Here is a 20,101-nt window from a genome sequence, read left to right as displayed (position 1 = left end):
TTATTTATTCAATGTTGAATTTATTAAATTTGAATTTGCTTGTATTTGTTCAAAAAACCATTCCACAATAAAGCTAAAGTGCGGTATTAATTTTGATGTTTTCCACCAATCACTCTGCGCAAAGTTTGTGAAAGAATCAATAAAAAACAGCAATACTGCAACGATCAATACGCCACGTAATAATCCAAAGCAAGCACCTAAAACACGATCTGTACCAGTTAAGCCCGTTTTATCAACTAATTGACCCACAATATAGTTAACCATTGCACCAACAATCAAAGTTGCGATAAATAAAATCGCAATTGCCACTACATTACGAACATAAGGTGACTCTAATTGAGTTAAATAATTGGCTAAGTAGGGATAAAAATTACTTGCTACTAGAAAAGCAGCGACCCAACTCGCTAGCGACATAACCTCACGGACAAATCCACGTAATAAACTGATAACAATAGAGAATAAAACGATTCCGATAATAACCAAATCAAGATAATTGTTCATTAGATAACCTCTAAAATCCTATCAATTTACAACGGCGCATATTCTAGCAAAAAAGGAAAACGTTTGCGTAGTTTAAATTTGCGCTTTATATAAATTTTTTAACCAAAAGAAAAAGGATTACTATGACATAACAAAGATGAAAATTGCTCATGACAAGTAATCCATGAATAAAAATTAAATATTTTGCCAAAACTCAGCATCTAACTTCTGTTCAGCTTTACGCAATACCTCAGCTAAATCTTGGTATGTTGCGTTTTCAACAGGCATAACACTCATATTTTTTTGTTGTAACGCCTCGACTATTTTATCAAACCAAATTTTTGTTTGTACTGGTAAAGGCGATTTTGCTCGTTTGCCAAGCCAATATAGACATTGCAATGGCAGACTAAGCGCAAATAATGCGGTTAATACTGCAATAGCTAGCGCAACAATATCATGCTTTGCATAAATTTGTTGCCAAACTAATGAAAACACCGCTAAAAACGGCATAAATCGTTGCCCAAACAAAGTAACTTTAATCACTCTATGCTCAGGGAAAATAATGTTCAGTTTAGGTATTGAAGGCCAAGTTTTTAAATAGTACTGACCTAATTTTAATGTTTTATACATAAATATTTATAATTTTTAATAAGGAAACCAAAAACAAGGGGAACGGTGATTTATTATAAATTTTATCACACCGCACTTTAATAAATCCCTCTAAAGTGCGGTGCAATTTTCCATTATTTTTTCAATGGCAAACCAGTTTGCCAATCTAATCCTGCTTGTTTAGCTAATTTCTGCATTAGTTCATCACTTGGTTTTTCTGGGGGCGGGCCTTCAAACCAACGTTGGAAAGCGATTTTTCCGTCCCAAGGTGGTAGTTTAGCTGGAGGCAGAGGAACGATTTCATCTAAATCAGGAACGGTTGGAAATAAATAATCATAGCTGAAAAGGAAATCTTCGATCATTTCATAGCGTTTGGCACGCTCTAAATCTCGGATATTCCCCAAATAATCGTAGTGTTCTTTAGGATATTTACCGCTAAATCCTTTTTTTAACATTCTGCCCGCAATACTGCTACCATTCTTTACTCCTTGATGATAATACTGGATTGCCTTTAAGTATTTTTTATCATCTTGATATAGGATACCGAGCGATTCACCAGCCTCACTAAAGCCTTGGTTTGACGAGCAACTCAATAGTACTTCCCAGATTTTCATTCTATCATTAAAGCTGTTGTCATCCTTGATTGATAAAATGAGATTTCCCAACTCAAATTGAGCTTCTCGACTTCCCATTTCAGCCGCTTTTCGTAAAAACGCAAAACGCCCCAACTTTTCTTTTGTTTTGATTCCATAGCCTAATTGCAAATAGAGATAGGTATTGTAATAGGCTGTTGCAGGTAATTGCTGGGATAGCATTTCATTCAACGCCAATACTTCGTTAATGTTATTATCTGTTTTTATTCGTTGCGTTTTTAATAAATATTGTAAACGGATATTAGCTTTATAATCTCCATTGGCTGCCGCTATGCGGTAATAAGGTAAGATACTTTGCCAAATGACATCTCCCTTTTTACCGCTCCACATATTATGCAAGTCTTGATAAAGGGCATAATCATAGAGCTGTTTGGTTTCAGGCGAAATCGCTGGGCGTTTTTCGTGAACACATTGGATTTCGAGGTTTTTCCATTGTGGATTTGATTGTGCCACGCTGGGTTGAGGTTGGGCTGCACAAGCTGTTAAGGCTAGCATTGTTACAAGCGGTAAGATTTTGATTTTATTTTGCATATTTTCCCCTAAAATCAACCGCTCTTTTGCTTTTTAAGCATAAAAGTGCGGTCAATTTTTTCATTATTTTTGCAATGGCGAATGACTTTGCAACTCACTCTATCTTCCCTCCATTACGTACTGTATGCTCATTTATTCAATAGGTTATACTTATCTATAAATTCATTATACAAGTTTTTCAACTCAGCACTTTCTGAGAACAATGTATTACATATAAACAAAGGCGAGCTATAACTTAATTTAAAATACTCATCTTTTGTCTTGTATTTTTTTATGTGGTTATCTATATTTTTTTTATAGAAATCATCTAGTATTATTTTCAAATCTCGCCATTTGTAATATCGCTTAAGTTTAGAGTTTAAAGAAAACAATGTTTGATAGTGTTTTTCAGAAAAGTAATCGCTTTTAAATTCATCACCAATTTGTTTTTTTAAAACATTATCTAAACAAATACTTTTCCCTAAATCCAAGAACTGAATATATGATTCATTATCAATATAATAATCGTTCTTTATATCATCAATTTCATTGGCATATAGAAAATTACTTATTAAAAAACAAAATATTAATTTATATGCTTTCATTTACTTGCCCAAAAATATATTTTTCAATTCTGTACCACAAGACACTTTATATATGCTTGTATCTTCTCTAGCAGCAGAGCAAAACTCTAATAAATCATTAAATGCTTCCTCTAATAATTGATTTAAATCCCTTTCTCCAACTGGTTCAATATAAAAAATTCTGTGCATATCTTTTTTCTTGTCAAATATTCCATAATCCACACCAAATTCCGTTGTTACTCTCACGACTCCAATTTCACTAGTAAAAAAATAGATAACGCCTACTAAGCAAGCATTACAAATACATAACAGTAAAATAATGTGTTGATAGCATTTTTTAGTCATTTTTATACCTCCGAAGTTGCAGTTTATCTATGGTTCTTAAGTCATTGAAAAGTTAGCTGATATAGATTAGATTTCATTCTTACAGGGATAAAAGACAATCTATCCAGTAGTTTTAGAGCAATTTGCATCATTTAGCAAGACTTAGCAATAGGGAGGTTATTTATTTTTAACCGAGGTTACATAGCAATTTTTTTTGAAAATTTGCAGTTTTTTTTGATTAAAGTCGCATTTTTTAATTTTGCTAATTTATTTTATTAGCTGAAAAGTGTATTCTATGCAAGTCAAAGACTTTTATGTCAATTCATTTGCTTAGTGTGTTTTTTGAGCAAATGAATTTCTTTTTTAACTTAACTTTCAAGATAGGTCACGTATGTCTCAAAAATTAGTCCTAATCCTTAACTGCGGTAGTTCATCTTTAAAATTCGCTATCCTTGATCCTGTTTCAGGTGATGAAAAATTATCAGGTTTAGCAGAAGCGTTCTACTTACCAGATGCTCGCATTAAGTGGAAACTTAACGGTGAGAAAGGTAATGCAGATTTAGGTGCCGGTGCAGCACACAGTGAAGCATTAAACTTTATCGTTTCAAATATCTTAACTGAAGATCTTAAAAACTCAATCGCAGCTATCGGTCACCGTATTGTTCACGGCGGCGAGAAATATACTAAATCTGTTGTGATTACTGATGAAGTTATTCAAGGTATTAAAGATGCAGCTGAGTTTGCTCCTCTTCATAACCCAGCTCATTTAATCGGTATCGAAGAAGCGTTTAAAGCATTCCCTCATTTAAAAGAGAATAACGTAGCCGTATTTGATACTGCATTCCACCAAACAATGCCAGAAGAAGCATTCTTATATGCTCTTCCATATTCTTTATACAAAGAGCATGGTGTTCGTCGTTATGGTATGCACGGAACTAGCCACTACTTTGTAAGCCGTGAAGCTGCAAAACGCTTAAATGTAGCTGAAGATAAAGTTAATGTAATTACTTGCCATTTAGGTAACGGTGCATCTGTTGCGGCTATTCGTCATGGTGAATGTATTGATACTTCAATGGGCTTTACTCCATTAGAAGGTTTAGTCATGGGCACACGTTCTGGCGATCTTGATCCAGCAATTATTTTCTATATGCACAATACGTTAGGTATGTCAGTTGCTCAGATTGAAGAAACTTTAGTTAAAAAATCAGGTTTATTAGGTTTAACTGAAGTAACAAGCGATTGTCGTTATTCTGAAGATAATTATGACAAAGAAGATGCTGCAAAACGTGCATTAGATGTGTTCTGCTATCGTTTAGCAAAATATATCGGTTCATACATGGCTGTTATTGGTGAAAATTTAGATGCGATTGTCTTTACTGGCGGTATCGGTGAAAACTCATTTTTAGTTCGTCAAAATACTTTAAATCATTTAAAACTATTTGGTTATAAAGTTGATAATGAGAAAAACTTAGCTGCTCGTTTCGGTAATGAAGGTGTAATTACAGCTGACAATACCCCAGTCGCAATGGTTATCCCAACAAACGAAGAACTTGTTATTGCACAAGATACTGCTCGTTTAAGTTTCTAATTTAAATTCACAAGCTGCCGATAAATTCGGCAGTTTCTTTTTTAACAACATTATTTAAGGCTTATTATGTCACGTACTATTATCCTTATTCCTATCAGTGCTGGTGTTGGTTTAACCAGTGTCAGTCTAGGTTTAATCCATGCTCTTGAGCAAAAAGGTGCAAAAATTGGTTTTATGAAACCAATTTCACAACCAAGCACAGACGAAGATAAATTAGACCGCACTACATCTATTGTTCGTACAAGTACAACACTTGAAACAGCTGAACCATTTATGTTGAGTGTTGCTGAAAATCTTATCGGTCAAAATCAGTCTGATGTATTACTGGAAAAAATCGTTGAAAATCATCAACAATTAGCGAAAAACAATGATTTAATTATTGTTGAAGGCTTAGTTCCAACACGTAAGCATGGTTATGCAAATAGCATTAACTACGAAATTGCACAAGCATTAGATGCTGAAATCGTCTTAGTTGCAGCGCCTGCAACCGAAACGCCAGCTGAATTAAAAGAGCGTATCGAAGCGGCAGCATCTCAATTTGGTGGAAAACACAATCCAAATTTACTTGGCGTTGTGATTAATAAATTTAATGCACCAATTGATGAATCTGGACGTACTCGCCCAGACTTGAGTGAAATTTTTGATGCTTATCAACATAGCCATAACAATGTTCAAGAAGTTTATAAACTATTTGAAAAGAGCCCAATTAAAGTGCTTGCTTGTGTAACATGGAATGCAGAATTGATTGCTACTCGAGTAATTGATTTAGTTAACCATTTAGGTGCATCTATTTTACACGAAGGCGATATTAAAACTCGCCGTATCCGTGGTATTACTTTCTGTGCTCGTTCATTACAAAATATGGTTGAACACTTCAAAACAGGTAGCCTATTGGTTACTTCTGCGGATCGTCCAGATGTACTAGCCGCCTCAGCACTTGCTGCAACTAACGGTATTGAATTAGGTGGTATTTTATTAACTGGCGGTTATAAAATTGATAGCCAAATCAAAAAATTATGCCAACCTGCATTTGAAAATACCGGCTTACCAATTTTCCGCATTGAAGGCAATACATGGCAGACAGCTTTAGCACTCCAAAGTTTCAATCTTGAAGTGCCTGTTGATGATAAAGAACGTATTGAAAATATTAAACAATATACTAGTGAGCAATTTGAGGCATCCTTTATTGAGAATTTAGTTGCCGCATCAACTCGTACCCGCCGTTTATCGCCACCAGCATTCCGCTTCCAATTAACGGAATTAGCTCGTGCTGCGAAAAAACGTATTGTATTACCTGAAGGCGACGAACCTCGTACAGTTAAAGCAGCTAGCCTTTGTGCTGAGCGTGGTATCGCAGAATGTATCCTATTAGCAAATCCTGAAGATGTTAAACGTGTTGCGGAAGCTCAAGGCGTTGTGTTAGGTAAAGGTATTACTGTTATTGATCCAGCCTCTGTGCGTGAAAACTATGTAGCTCGTTTAGTGGAGTTGCGTAAAGCGAAAGGTATGACTGAAACTTCTGCTCGTGAGCAATTAGAAGATGCTGTTGTATTAGGGACTATGATGCTTGAAGCTAATGAAGTAGATGGTCTTGTTTCAGGTGCGGTACATACTACAGCAAATACAATTCGCCCACCAATGCAAATCATTAAAACTGCGCCAGGTAACTCGATTGTTTCTTCAATCTTCTTTATGTTATTACCTGATCAAGTGCTTGTTTATGGTGACTGTGCAGTTAACCCAGATCCAACGGCAGAACAATTAGCTGAGATTGCAATCCAATCTGCAGATTCTGCCAAAGCATTTGGTATTGAGCCAAAAGTAGCGATGATCTCCTACTCTACAGGCACTTCAGGTTCTGGTGCTGATGTTGAGAAAGTAAAAGAAGCAACTCGTTTAGCTAAAGAAAAACGTCCTGATTTATTAATCGATGGCCCATTACAATATGATGCTGCGGTAATGGAAGATGTGGCGAAATCTAAAGCACCAAACTCACCAGTTGCAGGTAAAGCGACAGTATTTGTATTCCCAGACTTAAATACAGGTAATACAACTTATAAAGCGGTGCAACGTTCTGCAGACTTAGTGTCTATTGGTCCTATGCTACAAGGTATGCGTAAGCCAGTTAATGACCTATCTCGTGGTGCATTAGTTGATGATATTGTGTACACCATTGCATTAACTGCAATCCAAGCAACACAATAAAATCATCGTAAAATAACACCGCACTTTTAGCACTTATAGGGCTCTATTTTGTTGAGCCCTATTTTTTTGCTGAAAAATTTGACTGAGATCACAACTTTGACATTTTTTAGATGACAAAAAACTTGCTTAAATTATCATCTCTACTGTTAGAAATAAGTTATATTTCATGTCTACAAAGAGGGATAAGCCGTGACAACAGTTTTATCGCCAAATCAAGTTTGGATACTGATAGATCCTAAACTCTCCCTCTACTTTCCCATAATTCCTCAATACAAATAATCAGTTCCTATTCGGGAAGACACATTCATTTTTTATCAATTATTATTTGAGGATCTCATCATGGAAAATTTTAAACACTTACCAGAACCATTCCGTATTCGCGTTATTGAACCTGTAAAACGTACTACAAGAGCTTATCGTGAAGAAGCTATTTTAAAAGCGGGGATGAACCCATTTTTATTAGACAGTGAAGATATTTTTATCGATCTATTAACTGATAGTGGCACAGGTGCCGTTACTCAAGATATGCAAGCTGCGATGTTAAGAGGTGATGAGGCTTATAGTGGAAGCCGCAGCTACTACGCACTTGCTAATGCTGTTAAAGAAATCTTTGGTTATGAATATACTATTCCAACCCACCAAGGTCGTGGAGCTGAGCAAGTTTATATTCCTGTCTTGATCAAAAAGCGTGAACAAGAAAAAGGCTTAGATCGTAGCAAAATGGTGGTTTTCTCTAACTACTTCTTTGATACTACACAAGGTCATAGCCAATTGAATGGCGCAACTGTTCGTAACACTTATATTAAAGAAGCTTTTGATACTGGTGTTGAACATGATTTCAAAGGTAATTTTGATTTAGAAAAATTAGAACAAGGCATCTTAGAAGTAGGTGCAAATAATGTTCCTTACATTGTATGTACTATTACTTGTAACTCTGCAGGCGGGCAACCAGTTTCTCTTGCTAATATGAAAGCCATGTATCAGATCGCTCGCAAATATGACATTCCTGTAGTAATGGACTCTGCTCGCTTTGCTGAAAATGCTTACTTCATTCAACAACGTGAACCAGAATATAAAGACTGGACAATTGAGCAAATCACTTACGAAAGCTATAAATATGCAGATGCCTTAGCTATGTCAGCGAAAAAAGATGCTATGGTACCAATGGGCGGATTACTCTGCTTTAAAGATAGCTCAATGGAGGATGTTTATAACGAATGCCGCACGCTTTGCGTAGTACAAGAAGGCTTCCCTACCTATGGTGGTTTAGAAGGTGGGGCTATGGAACGTCTAGCTGTTGGTTTACGTGATGGTATGCGTCAAGACTGGTTAGCTTATCGTATTAACCAAATTGAATACCTTGTGCAAGGTTTAGAAGAAATTGGTGTTGTTTGCCAGCAACCGGGTGGACACGCTGCCTTTGTGGATGCAGGTAAATTATTACCACATATTCCAGCGGAACAATTCCCTGCTCAAGCTTTAGCTTGTGAACTATATAAAGTAGCAGGTATCCGTGCGGTAGAAATTGGTTCTTTCCTATTAGGTCGTGATCCAAAAACAGGTAAACAATTACCTTGCCCAGCGGAATTGTTACGTTTAACTATTCCTCGTGCAACCTATACGCAAACACACATGGACTTCATTATCGAAGCATTTAAACAAGTGAAAGAGAATGCAAAAAATATTAAAGGCTTAGATTTTACTTATGAGCCAAAAGTATTGCGTCATTTCACGGCTAGATTGAAAGAAGTTTAAAATTTGACACCGCACTTTGAATTAAAAGTGCGGTGTTTTTTTATAGATTTTTTAAAGGTTCTAAATTATGCAAAAGACACCTTCTATTTTCGGCGGCGCTTGCATTATAGCGAGTATCTGTGTCGGTGCAGGTATGTTAGGTTTACCTACATCAGGCGCTGGTGCATGGACTATTTGGTCAATTTTGACAATTGGATTTACCATGCTTTGTATGACATTATCTGGTTGGTTATTACTTGAAGCATATAAACATTTTGATTTCCGTGCTTCTTTTAATACGGTAACCAAAAACTTATTGGGTAATAATGTCAACATTATAAATAACTTATCTGTTTACTTTGTAGGCGGTATTCTCCTTTACGCCTACACCACAGCATCAGGCAGTATCTTAAGTGGGCTGACAAGTGAAATGATTAGCCTTGACTCTCGAGTTTGGTCAATTATCTTCGTCTTGGTTTTCTCTTTCTTTGTTTGGCATTCAACTCGTATCGTCGATCGTATTTCCGTTATCTTAATTATTTTTATGGCACTCTCCTTTGTATTTAGCGTATTTGGCTTAACCAAAAACATTGATTTAGCCGTGTTGCTTAATACAAATTCCAGCACTGAAAATAGCTACGCAATTTACGCAATGGGTTTATTACCAGTTGCTTTAACCTCCTTCGGTTATCATCACTCCGTAGCCACAATGAGAGCCTACTATAAAAATGAAAATAAAGCTAAACTAGCTATTTTAGGTGGAACCACTATTGCTTTAGCGCTTTATTTACTTTGGGTTCTATCTATTTTTGGCAATTTACCAAGAGATCAATTTGCACCAGTTATTGCCAGCGATGGTAATTTAGATGTGTTATTAGGCGCATTAAGCAATGTAATTGAATCAGCTTCAGTCAAACAAGCTATTAATGCCTTCTCTATTGCTGCCATTTTATCTTCATTTATTGGCGTAGGATTGGGCGTATTTGACTTCTTAGCTGACCTATTTAAATTTGATGATAGCAAAGTTGGAAGAACGAAATCTTGGGCTGTTACTTTCCTTCCGCCATTAATCTTGTCTGTTGCATTCCCATTAGGTTTCTTAAAAGCCATTGGTTATGCTGGAGCTGTAGCAACGATTTGGGCTTGCATTATCCCTGCATTATTAGCTTATAAATCTCGCAAATTAGCTAATGGTAAACAAGGATTTATGGTTGGAGGGGGAAATGTCACTATTTTATTAGTGATTCTATTTGGTATAGTTACCGCACTATTCCACTTCCTATCCATGTTTGGTATGTTACCGGCTTTCAAAGGATAAATAATGTTTAGAAGTTCAAAAAAGAAACCGCACAACAAAGTGCGGTTCTTTTTTTAAAGACTAATCAACTTTCTAAATTTTTAATTTTAAAAAAGAAATACCAATATTTAATAACTAAAGCTATCAGAATAACGACCTTTCCAACCATACTCGGCGTAAAGTAAAAAGCGATTGCCATCATAATAGTGGCAAAAATCAAAATATTGTATTTGGTCTTCTTATACATTCCCCTGTTTTCTTTAAAAGGTAGAACGTGTTTTTTATATATTTCTGTTTGTAGAAACCAGTTATGTACACGATCTGAACCTCGACTAAAACAAAAAACAGTCAACAATAAAAAAGGGAAACCAGGTAGTCCGAGCATAACAATACCAAGGATACCTAATGCTAGAAAAATAAAACCAAAGCCTAAATAAACAATTTTCATATAGCCAACTAATAAAAAATAAAAATAGTTTTCAATTATGCGCATTTTTTTTAGATTTTTCAACCTTGATTTTGTAAAATGATTCCCAATCTATTCAGAACTTTTTACTCAAAATAGCTAGCTATTATTTAAGGATTTTTTATGTCTAACCCATTATTAACCTATTCAGAACTACCACAATTTTCAAAAATTAAGCCAGAACATATTCAACTCGCAATTGAAACCTTAATTCAACAAAATCGTGAAAAAATAGAAAATGTCTTAAAGCAACCGCACTTCACTTGGGATAATTTTATTCAAGTGTTAAGTGATGAAGGGGAAAAACTAAGTCGTGCTTGGTCGCCTGTTTCTCATTTAAATGCGGTAAAAAATAGCCCTGAATTGCGTGATGCTTATCAGGCTTGCTTACCTCTTCTTTCCGAATACAGCACTTGGCTAGGGCAACATGAAGGTTTATATAATGCCTATATGCAACTGAAAAATAGCCCAGAATTTGCACAATATACCGTAGCGCAAAAAAAGTCGATAGAAAATGCGTTGCGTGATTTTGAATTATCTGGAATTTCTCTACCTAAAGAAAAACAACAAAGATATGGCGAAATTGTTGCTCGCTTATCTGAACTAAATGCCCAATTCAGTAATAATGTATTGGATGCAACAATGGGCTGGGAGAAGATTGTTGAAAACGAAGAGGAATTAACTGGTTTGCCTGAAAGTGCATTACAAGCAGCAAAACAATCTGCACAATCTAAGGGGCTTACAGGTTATCGCTTTACTCTTGAGTTTCCAAGTTATTTGCCTGTTATGACTTATTGTGAAAATAGAAAGTTACGTGAAGAAATGTATCGTGCTTTTGTTACTCGAGCATCCGAACAGGGACCAAATGCAGGGAAATGGGATAATACAGATGTGATGCAAGAAATTTTGACCTTGCGTGTTGAGCTTGCTCACCTATTAGGTTTTGATACTTATACTGAGCTCTCTCTTGCCACAAAAATGGCAGAAAATCCTCAGCAAGTCTTAGATTTTCTTGATAATTTAGCACAGCGTTCAAAAGCACAAGGACAAAAAGAATTAGCTGAATTACAAGCATTTTGTGAAAAAAATTATAATATCACCGCACTTGAGCCTTGGGATATTACCTTCTATAGCGAAAAACAAAAACAACATTTGTATTCAATTAGCGATGAGGAACTTCGCCCTTATTTCCCTGAAAATCAAGTCATTTCTGGATTATTTGAATTAATGAAACGTATTTTCAATATTCGTGCTGTTGAGCGTTTTGATGTAGAAACTTGGCATAAAGATGTGCGTTTCTTTGATTTAATTGATGAAACCAATGAAATCAGAGGAAGTTTTTATTTAGATCTCTATGCAAGAGAAAATAAACGTGGTGGCGCTTGGATGGATGATTGTATTGGTCGCAAGCGTAAAGCTGATGGAACAATTCAAAAACCTGTGGCCTCTCTTACTTGTAATTTCAATGCGCCAATTGGGGATAAACCTGCGCTATTTACCCATGATGAAGTCACAACCTTATTCCATGAGTTTGGACATGGTATTCATCATATGCTTACTCAAATTGATGTGGCTGATGTTGCGGGAATTAATGGTGTTCCTTGGGATGCAGTGGAATTACCAAGTCAATTTTTAGAAAATTGGTGCTGGGAAGAAGAGGCGCTAGCATTTATTTCTGGTCATTATGAAACAGGAGAGCCATTACCAAAAGAAAAATTAGAGCAATTATTGAAAGCCAAAAACTTCCAAGCTGCAATATTTGTTTTACGTCAGTTAGAGTTTGGCTTGTTTGACTTCCGTTTACATCACTATTTTGATGCGAGTAAACAAAATCAAATCTTAGATACATTAAAACAAGTTAAAGCTGAAGTGGCAGTCATTAAAGGTGTCGATTGGGCGAGAACCCCTCATAGCTTTAGTCATATTTTTGCTGGCGGATATTCGGCAGGATATTACAGCTATCTTTGGGCTGAAGTTTTATCTGCTGATGCCTATTCTCGTTTTGAAGAAGAAGGTATTTTTAATGCAGAAACGGGGCATTCATTTTTAGATGAAATCTTAACTCGCGGTGGTTCAGAAGAACCGATGACATTATTCAAACGCTTTAGAGGTCGTGAACCGAAGTTAGATGCCTTGCTACGCCATAAGGGTATTATGAACTAATGTAATAAAATTAAGAAGCAGATCACAATTGATCTGCTTTTTGTTACTAATAAAGCTAGTTTAGCTGTGGCTTATCAATTAACACATCCAAGCATTCCCAGCCAATATAATCACCTTCATATTGAAAGGCTAACGCATCAAATTCTTTAACTAATTGGAAAATATAAGAATTATCCAAGCTGAGTTCTTGTACTAATTTAACAGTATAACCTTCCTCTTCTTCATGAATAGAAATAGTTTCCGATGAAAGTCTTATATCACCAAGCGGCATTGCTTTTGTCGATATATATTCAAGGAATGAAGAAAGATTCTGCTCATTCAAAAAATGAAATTTATGCTCAATTTGATAATTATTGGAGAGATCTTTACCACTATTTTTCAATGTATTTAATAACTCTGTTGTAGCGTTTAATTTCATTTCTAAAGGAGAAATTATAAGAAAATCAAAATACAAATCCCAGGTAGGATCAAATTGCTTTTGAATATGAGTTGCTTGTGGGAAACTCGAATCCAAAACATCAGTAACATCTAGAGCATCATTACAATAAAAATAGAGTGTAGCATTGCCATTACAAAGGATATTTCCCGCATAATAAACATTAGGTTGCGCTGAAATTAGAGTGGAGATTTTTAATAAATTTTGCTGTAAATCCACATAGGTTTCTAATTGAGGTAATCCTGTGTCATCCGAAAGATAAGGGACATCAAATTGAACAATAATTTCACATATATGATTAACGGCTGGAAATTGCTCAAAAAGTCCTAAATTTACCGAAAAAATAGCCGCATTCTCATTAATCGTTGAGCGGTAGCTTTGCCAATCTTGTTCAATTTCCATTTATATTTCCTTATTTAAACTCTGCCCAGATCGGAGCATGATCTGAAGGTTTTTCCATTGCGCGAATATCCAATGCAATACCAGTATCAATACAACGATCTAACAATATTGAATTTACTAAAATATGATCTATTCTCAAACCTCGATTATCATCGAAACCTTTAGAACGATAATCAAACCACGAAAATTTATCATGGGCCATTGGATTTTTATGACGAAATGTATCGGTTAATCCGTAATTATATAGACGGTTAATCCACTCTCTTTCTTCTGGTAAAAAGGAACATTTTCCTGTGCGTAGCCAACGTTTTCGACTTTCTTCACCAATACCAATATCTAAGTCAGTTGGACTAATATTCATATCACCCATAATTAAAAGAGGATTATGCTTATCGTGCTCTTGCTCAACATAATACTGTAAATCAGCATAAAATTTTTCTTTAGCTGGGAACTTTGTTTCATGCTGACGACTTTCACCTTGTGGAAAATATCCATTAACCACAGTTAACAGTCCAAACTCTGTTTCTAAATCAGCCATAATAATACGTTTTTGCGCATTTTCATCATCAGTTGAAAATCCTTTACGAATGGCTTTTGCTTCTTGTTTTAACAACAATGCAACACCATAATGCCCTTTCTGTCCATGGTGATAAATATGATATCCCAAGTGTTCTACCAATTGATAAGGAAAGTCTTCATCAGCGACTTTAATTTCTTGTAGTCCTATAACATCAGGTTGATATTTATTGATAACTGCTTCTAATTGATGAGGTCGAGCTCGTAGCCCATTAATATTGAATGAAATAAATTTCATGTATCTTCCTAAAAGATTAAAAAGAGGGATCATTATACATTGTTTTCAAACTTACCAAAATTTTGTTGCCTAAATTTCTCTAATAAGTTTTCTTCTTGCTTTGGCATTTGTAAATAAAAACCTTTTTCTAAAATTTGTTGTTGAACCGTTTTATTGTCAATATTAACTAAAGATTTATGGCCATTTAAATTAAACAACATAACGAAAATAGGTACTCCAAATACAAACAATAACTCCTCTGGAACATCATCAAAAAAATCCCTTTTAGCAACGTAAAGATACATTCCTTCCTTTTTTTTACTTTTATAAATTGCACATAACATAAAACACCTTTTATATAATTTAACCGTGTCTAATAAAATAACTTCAATAACTAGAAAATACAAAACCGCACTTCAAGTGCGGTTCAAAAAGATAATCATTTTGCCCTATTTCACTATACGTAAATGAGGTGCAGCATTTTTTTCTTTTAATTTAGTCTTTTTAGGTTGCTGCTTTTGATCGACAGCCTCAGCAAAACTCAAAGGCTGTTCGTCTATGCTAGTTGTATTTAATTCATCATAAATAGCTTCAGGCTCAAACATTACGCCATCGCCATTTTCCCGAGCATAAATAGCTAACGCTGCCCCCATAGGAATATAAATATCTCTAGGTACACCTTGGAAACGAGCACTAAATTGAATAGCTTCATTATTTAATACGAAATTACCCGTTGCATTAGCAGACAAGTTCAAAACAATCTGACCATCTTTAACGTACTCAACAGGAACATTTACACCTGAATAAGTTGCATCTACAACGAGATAAGGCGTGAAATCATTATCAACAAGCCAGTCATAATATGCTCTCAATAAATATGGGCGTTTAGGTAAAGTTTTTTGCGACATATCGATCCTATTTGTCATCCATTAAATTTTTAGGTGTCGCTTCGCCAACAGATTGTAAGAAAGAATCACGCTGGAAAACTCGCTCCATATAAGCTTTAATCGCTTTGCTGCCTGTGCCTGTAAATACAACTCCAAGTTGTTGCATACGCCATAATAATGGAGCGATGTAACAATCAACTAAGCTAAATTCATCACTCATAAAATAAGCAGTTTGGCTAAAAATTGGTGCTATTGCTAAAATTTCTTCTTTTAATTGTTTCAATGCATTAGCTTTTTCACTCTCTGAGCCTTTCTCTGCTTTTTCTAATACTGGATACCAATCTTGTTCGATACGTAACATTAATAAGCGGCTTTTACCACGTGCAACAGGATAAACCGGCATTAATGGAGGATATGGAAAACGCTCATCTAAATATTCCATAATAATGCGAGAATTAAATAAAACTAAATCACGATCAACTAAAGTAGGAATTGTGCCATAAGGATTTAATTCCATTAAATCTTCAGAGATAGAACTCGGATCCACAGTTTCTGTTTCATAGGCAACGCCCTTTTCAGCTAAAACTATACGAACCTGATGGCAATAAATATCAACTTTATCTGAAAAAAGAGTCATTATTGAACGTTTATTTGCAGCGCTTGTCATCTTTTCCTCCGACGACCAAAAATTAAATTGATAAAAAGGTCGCTTATTCTACCATAAATGATAGGGTAATACATAAACTTCAATGGGAATTTACCCATAAAAAAAGAAAAAAAATTGCAAGCCATTTGACTTGCAATTCTGTATATAAAACGAAAATAAAATTAACGTTTTGAGTATTGTGGACGACGACGTGCTTTGTGTAAACCAACTTTTTTACGTTCAACACGACGAGCATCACGAGTAACAAAGCCAGCTGCACGTAATACAGGGCGTAATGTTTCATCATACTCAATTAGCGCACGAGTGATACCGTGACGGATTGCACCCGCTTGACCAGAAATACCACCACCTTTAACTGTGATGTATAAATCTAATTTATCAGTTAATTCAACCAATTCTAATGGTTGACGTACGATCATACGAGATGTTTCGCGACCGAAATATACGTCTAATTCACGTTGGTTGATAACAATTTTACCACTGCCCGGTTTGATAAATACACGAGCTGAAGAGCTTTTGCGGCGACCTGTACCGTAGTTTTGATTCTCTGCCATTTTCCTAACCTCGTGATTAAATATCTAAAACTTGTGGTTGTTGTGCTGCGTGGTTATGTTCTGAACCAGCATACACTTTTAATTTACGGAACATTGCACGACCTAATGGACCTTTTGGCAACATACCTTTAACCGCAATTTCAATCACTGCTTCAGGACGGCGTTGGATCATTTCTTTGAAAGTCGCTTGTTTAATACCACCTACATAGCCAGTGTGCCAGTAGTAAAGTTTATCGCTTTCTTTGTTACCAGTTACTGCAACTTTTTCTGCATTGATAACAACGATATAATCACCTGTATCAACATGTGGAGTATATTCAGCTTTATGTTTACCACGAAGGCGACGTGCTAATTCAGTCGCTAAACGACCTAAAGTTTTACCTGTCGCATCTACTACATACCAGTCGCGTTTAACCGTTTCTGGTTTTGCTACAAAAGTTTTCATTAATTAATTACCAATAAAATAATATTAATACCCAGTGCTTACATTAAGCACAACCATCAATCTTAATCTTCACCCCTTCGAGTGCGATCTCGATAAAATAATGTGCGGTGGGAAATCCGACACATTCACAGGGTCGGGCGATTATACAAGAGATTTTTTATAAAAGCGAATTTTTTGTACTGATTAATTAAAATAATTTACTCAAACAAAATTAAACTTTCGTTTCTGCAAAAAGAAATGTTAGAATTTGCAAAAATGAACGAACTTTCATTCATTTTTACTTAATATTTTCTTAATAAAATCATTTTAAAATTTGCGCTCTTGATGAATTACATACAATTAGCTTTATGAAAACCAAATCTTTTATTTTAGAGAGCTTGCTAGGGCGAAAAGTTACGTTGAGGGGGCGATTGATGGGGCGGAAATTATGGCGTATTTTTATGCATAGATTTTATAATCTAGATATAGATCACAGAAATAATTTTGGGAGTTGGTAGAATGTTATTCCTTATTTATAAAATTGGAGAACGATATGAAAAAGTTATTTTTAGTTGGTTTGGTTAGTGTGTTATTGGTTATTGGTTGGGTGTACAACAGCAAGCAAACTTACAAAAGTTAGTTCTAATGTACAGGGGCTTGCATACAATTCTGTTGCATCTAATTACACACCAATGTTTACTACAGCCTCTCTTTTGGATTTTGATGATGGTTCTAAAGCTATTCATTATAAAATGGAGACGTATAAACGTGATAACTATGGCAATATTCAAACTGCAAATGTAACTATCCCTGATACATCATTAGAGCAACATTTAGTTTTGTTGAATAAATTCCTTGATTGGGATATAAAAGCAAAGTCAAGATCAGAGCAATTTGATAAAGAAATTGGTAGAGCAAAAACAATAAATGGTTATTCTGTTTATACTTTCCATTCAGGAAGCCAACATTCAAATTTCTTAGATGTGTGTTTTGTATTAGGTGAGAATGGATTTTGTATGATAGAAAGCATTACTTTTGATGTTACCAATGTTAAGCGTATCATTGAAGACTTAACAAAATTTAAAAATGGTCAATTCAAACACGTAGATACATCAATTTATAACTAGGCTAAAAACCCTATTGACTTCCAATAGGGATTTTTTTATTATCTATCCATAGGCGTCGAAACCTTTTTAATACTTTTATTTATTTCTTTTATTGCTATCTCTAGTTACTTTTACCTCTCTTATTCTAAGCAAAAAGATATTATTTATCTCACTGAAACAGTAAAACGTCAGGATTTACAACGCTCTGTTATCGCAACTGGCACAATTAGGGCATACAATCGAGTTGAAGTGGGGGCGCAAGTCTCTGGAAAAATCGAGAAAATGCATGTGACTTTGGGACAAGAAATTCAACGAGGCGATCTTATTGCTGAAATTGACTCCACAACCTAACTTAATCACTTAAATACTGCCCAAGCACAACTTGCTTCTTATCAAGCACAATTTAAAGCTAAACAAATTGCTTATGATATTGCTAAATCTGCACATAATCGAATTGCAAACTTATATGCAAAAAATCTGCAAGTTTAGATGAATTGAACAATGCTCAAAATACCTTTGCCATTGCTGAGGCTGAAATTCAAGCTATCCAAGCATCTATTAAACAAGCAGAAATCGATGTGAATAATGCTAAAACAAATTTGGCTTACACCAAAATTCTGTCGCCTATTAGTGGAACCATTATTTCTATTCCTGTATCCGAAGGACAAACTGTCAATGCTAACCAAACTACGCCCACAATCGTACAAGTCGCTAATTTACAAAAATTATTAATCAAACTTGAAATATCCGAGGGCGATATAAGTAAAGTGCGGTCGGGAATGAAGGTCAAATTTAGCACTCTTGCCGAACCCGATACGTTTTACCAAGGGGTTATATCATCTGTCGATCCAGCGCCAACAACGCTTACAGATAATGAATATTCAGAAAGTATTTCTGATACCAAAGCTATTTATTATTATGCCAATGTGATTATTGATAATCAGGATCAAAAGTTACGCCTCGGTATGACAACGCAAAATACCATTAGCATTACAGAAGTGCAAAATGCTCTGGTTATTCCGACTATCACATTACAAAAGCAAAATCATGCTTATTTCGTCAATGTGCTGAATAATGATAATCAAGTTGAGCAACGTGAAGTTGAAATTGGTTTAAATGATGATACGTACAGTGAAATTTTATCGGGCTTAAAAGAAGGCGAAAAAGTCATATCTTCTCAATTAGAAAATGGCGAAAAAGTTGGTAATACACGCAAACCAAGAATGTTTTAAGGAAATGATATGAACATTATTGAAATGCACAATATCAATAAATTCTTTGGTAAAAATGAAAATCGGAGCCAAGTTTTAAAAGATATTAACCTTGAAATTACAAAAGGTGATTTTGTTGCCATTATTGGACAATCAGGCTCAGGTAAATCTACTTTGATGAATATTATTGGTTGTTTAGACAATGCCACTTCTGGCTCATATAAAATTTCGCAAACAGAAGCCAGTTTATTAAATAATGAACAATTATCTGATTTACGCCAGAAAAAATTTGGCTTTATTTTTCAGCGTTATAATTTACTGCCAACCTTGAGCGCACTTGAAAATGTAGCGCTTCCCGCAATTTATGCAGGCATAGATCAAGAAACTCGCTTAAAACGAGCCGCACTTTTATTAGAAAAATTAGGGCTGGCAGAACGTATCCAAAATAAACCTAACCAACTTTCTGGTGGGCAACAGCAACGAGTGAGTATTGCTCGTGCGTTAATGAACGGTGGTGAAATCATTTTAGCCGATGAGCCTACAGGCGCTCTTGATAGCCAAAGTGGCAAAATGGTCATGGAGATCCTGACACAATTACATCATGAGGGACATACGATTATTTTAGTGACCCATGACAAAGAAGTGGCTAATTTTGCAAATCGTATTATTGAGATTAAAGATGGACGCATTATTGCTGATACCAAAAAATCAGAACAAATATCCGCCAAAGTTGAGTTTCCCGAAGTAAAAAAAGATCCTTTTTATTACTACAAAGACCAATTTATTGAAGCTTTTAAAATGTCTATTCAAGCTATCATTGCGCATAAATTGCGTGCGCTGCTCACCATGTTAGGCATTATTATTGTTATAACTTCTGTGGTTTCTGTGGTTGCGTTAGGCAACGGTTCACAACAAAAAATCTTGGCAAATATCAATTCCTTGGGAACCAATACAATGGATATTTATAATGGAACTGGATTTGGTGATAGACCACACCTGTTCGAAACC

21 protein-coding genes and 1 pseudogene are annotated in these 20,101 nt (G+C 35.3%); 9 read left to right on the top strand and 13 right to left on the bottom strand.

From position 1 onward, the window contains the following. From B0186_RS09940 to B0186_RS09920, 5 genes are all read right to left on the bottom strand, one after another. Entirely contained in the window at positions 1–501 is a 501-nt protein-coding gene (locus tag B0186_RS09940; RefSeq protein ID WP_078219221.1) for a CvpA family protein, read from the bottom strand. A 174-nt stretch (positions 502–675) separates the two neighbouring features. Next, on the bottom strand, positions 676–1,110 hold the full coding sequence (yfbV, locus tag B0186_RS09935) for a terminus macrodomain insulation protein YfbV (RefSeq protein WP_078219220.1): 435 nt from the start codon (positions 1,108–1,110) through the stop codon (positions 676–678). A gap of 113 nt (positions 1,111–1,223) precedes the next feature. After that, complete coding sequence (locus tag B0186_RS09930) at positions 1,224–2,273, bottom strand: DUF6396 domain-containing protein (RefSeq protein ID WP_078219219.1); 1,050 nt, start codon at positions 2,271–2,273, stop codon at positions 1,224–1,226. Between the two features lie 128 nt (positions 2,274–2,401). Beyond that, the gene (locus tag B0186_RS09925; RefSeq protein ID WP_078219218.1) at positions 2,402–2,857 is read right to left on the bottom strand and encodes a hypothetical protein; all 456 of its coding nucleotides are present in this window, start codon (positions 2,855–2,857) and stop codon (positions 2,402–2,404) included. Next, a complete protein-coding gene (locus B0186_RS09920; RefSeq protein WP_078219217.1) occupies positions 2,858–3,181 on the bottom strand; it encodes a hypothetical protein in 324 nt (107 codons plus the stop codon). Positions 3,182–3,551: 370 nt separating this feature from the next. Here B0186_RS09920 and B0186_RS09915 point away from each other — a divergent pair, with 370 nt between their 5' ends. The 5 genes from B0186_RS09915 (at position 3,552) to B0186_RS09895 (ending at position 10,005) form a co-directional block, all read left to right on the top strand. Beyond that, on the top strand, positions 3,552–4,748 hold the full coding sequence (locus B0186_RS09915) for an acetate kinase (protein WP_078219216.1): 1,197 nt from the start codon (positions 3,552–3,554) through the stop codon (positions 4,746–4,748). Positions 4,749–4,814: 66 nt separating this feature from the next. After that, on the top strand, positions 4,815–6,953 hold the full coding sequence (pta, locus tag B0186_RS09910) for a phosphate acetyltransferase (protein WP_078219215.1): 2,139 nt from the start codon (positions 4,815–4,817) through the stop codon (positions 6,951–6,953). A gap of 189 nt (positions 6,954–7,142) precedes the next feature. After that, the gene (gene tnaC, locus B0186_RS12240) at positions 7,143–7,232 is read left to right on the top strand and encodes a tryptophanase leader peptide (RefSeq protein WP_078219214.1); all 90 of its coding nucleotides are present in this window, start codon (positions 7,143–7,145) and stop codon (positions 7,230–7,232) included. A gap of 60 nt (positions 7,233–7,292) precedes the next feature. Next, on the top strand, positions 7,293–8,708 hold the full coding sequence (gene tnaA, locus B0186_RS09900; protein ID WP_078219213.1) for a tryptophanase: 1,416 nt from the start codon (positions 7,293–7,295) through the stop codon (positions 8,706–8,708). 67 nt (positions 8,709–8,775) lie between these two features. Continuing rightward, entirely contained in the window at positions 8,776–10,005 is a 1,230-nt protein-coding gene (locus tag B0186_RS09895; RefSeq protein WP_078219212.1) for an aromatic amino acid transporter, read from the top strand. Between the two features lie 64 nt (positions 10,006–10,069). On the opposite strand, the gene B0186_RS09890 is transcribed toward B0186_RS09895, so the two are convergent. Next, a complete protein-coding gene (locus B0186_RS09890) occupies positions 10,070–10,432 on the bottom strand; it encodes a YbaN family protein (protein WP_078219255.1) in 363 nt (120 codons plus the stop codon). Between the two features lie 141 nt (positions 10,433–10,573). On the opposite strand from B0186_RS09890, the gene prlC reads away from it, so the two are divergent. After that, positions 10,574–12,613: an oligopeptidase A gene (prlC, locus tag B0186_RS09885; protein WP_078219211.1), complete on the top strand. Its 2,040-nt coding sequence runs from the start codon at positions 10,574–10,576 to the stop codon at positions 12,611–12,613. 55 nt (positions 12,614–12,668) lie between these two features. Here prlC and B0186_RS09880 read toward each other — a convergent pair whose 3' ends face one another. The 7 genes from B0186_RS09880 to rplM all read right to left on the bottom strand — a co-directional run bounded on the left by B0186_RS09880 (position 12,669) and on the right by rplM (position 16,797). Continuing rightward, positions 12,669–13,451, bottom strand: a complete 783-nt coding sequence (locus tag B0186_RS09880) for a TIGR01619 family protein (RefSeq protein ID WP_078219210.1) — start codon at positions 13,449–13,451, stop codon at positions 12,669–12,671. A 10-nt stretch (positions 13,452–13,461) separates the two neighbouring features. Further along, positions 13,462–14,265 carry an exodeoxyribonuclease III gene (gene xthA / locus B0186_RS09875; RefSeq protein WP_078219209.1) on the bottom strand — a complete coding sequence of 268 codons (804 nt, stop codon included), beginning with the start codon at positions 14,263–14,265 and terminating at the stop codon, positions 13,462–13,464. A 32-nt stretch (positions 14,266–14,297) separates the two neighbouring features. Continuing rightward, the gene (locus B0186_RS09870; RefSeq protein ID WP_078219208.1) at positions 14,298–14,588 is read right to left on the bottom strand and encodes a YcgL domain-containing protein; all 291 of its coding nucleotides are present in this window, start codon (positions 14,586–14,588) and stop codon (positions 14,298–14,300) included. Between the two features lie 105 nt (positions 14,589–14,693). Then, on the bottom strand, positions 14,694–15,152 hold the full coding sequence (locus tag B0186_RS09865) for a ClpXP protease specificity-enhancing factor (protein WP_078219207.1): 459 nt from the start codon (positions 15,150–15,152) through the stop codon (positions 14,694–14,696). A 7-nt stretch (positions 15,153–15,159) separates the two neighbouring features. Then, positions 15,160–15,798 (bottom strand): stringent starvation protein SspA, encoded by a 639-nt coding sequence (gene sspA, locus B0186_RS09860; protein WP_078219206.1) that lies wholly within the window; start codon positions 15,796–15,798, stop codon positions 15,160–15,162. 161 nt (positions 15,799–15,959) lie between these two features. Further along, positions 15,960–16,352: a 30S ribosomal protein S9 gene (rpsI, locus tag B0186_RS09855; protein ID WP_078219205.1), complete on the bottom strand. Its 393-nt coding sequence runs from the start codon at positions 16,350–16,352 to the stop codon at positions 15,960–15,962. 16 nt (positions 16,353–16,368) lie between these two features. Next, the gene (gene rplM, locus B0186_RS09850; protein ID WP_078219204.1) at positions 16,369–16,797 is read right to left on the bottom strand and encodes a 50S ribosomal protein L13; all 429 of its coding nucleotides are present in this window, start codon (positions 16,795–16,797) and stop codon (positions 16,369–16,371) included. A gap of 563 nt (positions 16,798–17,360) precedes the next feature. Between rplM and B0186_RS09845 the strand changes: the two genes are divergently transcribed. The 3 genes and pseudogenes from B0186_RS09845 to B0186_RS09835 form a co-directional block, all read left to right on the top strand. Next, positions 17,361–17,903: a hypothetical protein gene (locus B0186_RS09845; RefSeq protein WP_143411962.1), complete on the top strand. Its 543-nt coding sequence runs from the start codon at positions 17,361–17,363 to the stop codon at positions 17,901–17,903. Positions 17,904–17,951: 48 nt separating this feature from the next. Beyond that, a pseudogene (locus B0186_RS09840) lies at positions 17,952–19,114 on the top strand (efflux RND transporter periplasmic adaptor subunit). 9 nt (positions 19,115–19,123) lie between these two features. Continuing rightward, positions 19,124–20,101, top strand: a 978-nt coding sequence (locus B0186_RS09835; RefSeq protein WP_143411960.1) for an ATP-binding cassette domain-containing protein, incomplete at its 3' end; no start/stop codon positions are given.

Source organism: Canicola haemoglobinophilus, from assembly GCF_002015075.1.
Classification (GTDB): Bacteria; Pseudomonadota; Gammaproteobacteria; order Enterobacterales; family Pasteurellaceae; genus Canicola; species Canicola haemoglobinophilus.
The sequence above is the reverse complement of the archived record's forward strand: the minus strand, read 5'-3'. Positions and strand labels throughout refer to the sequence as shown.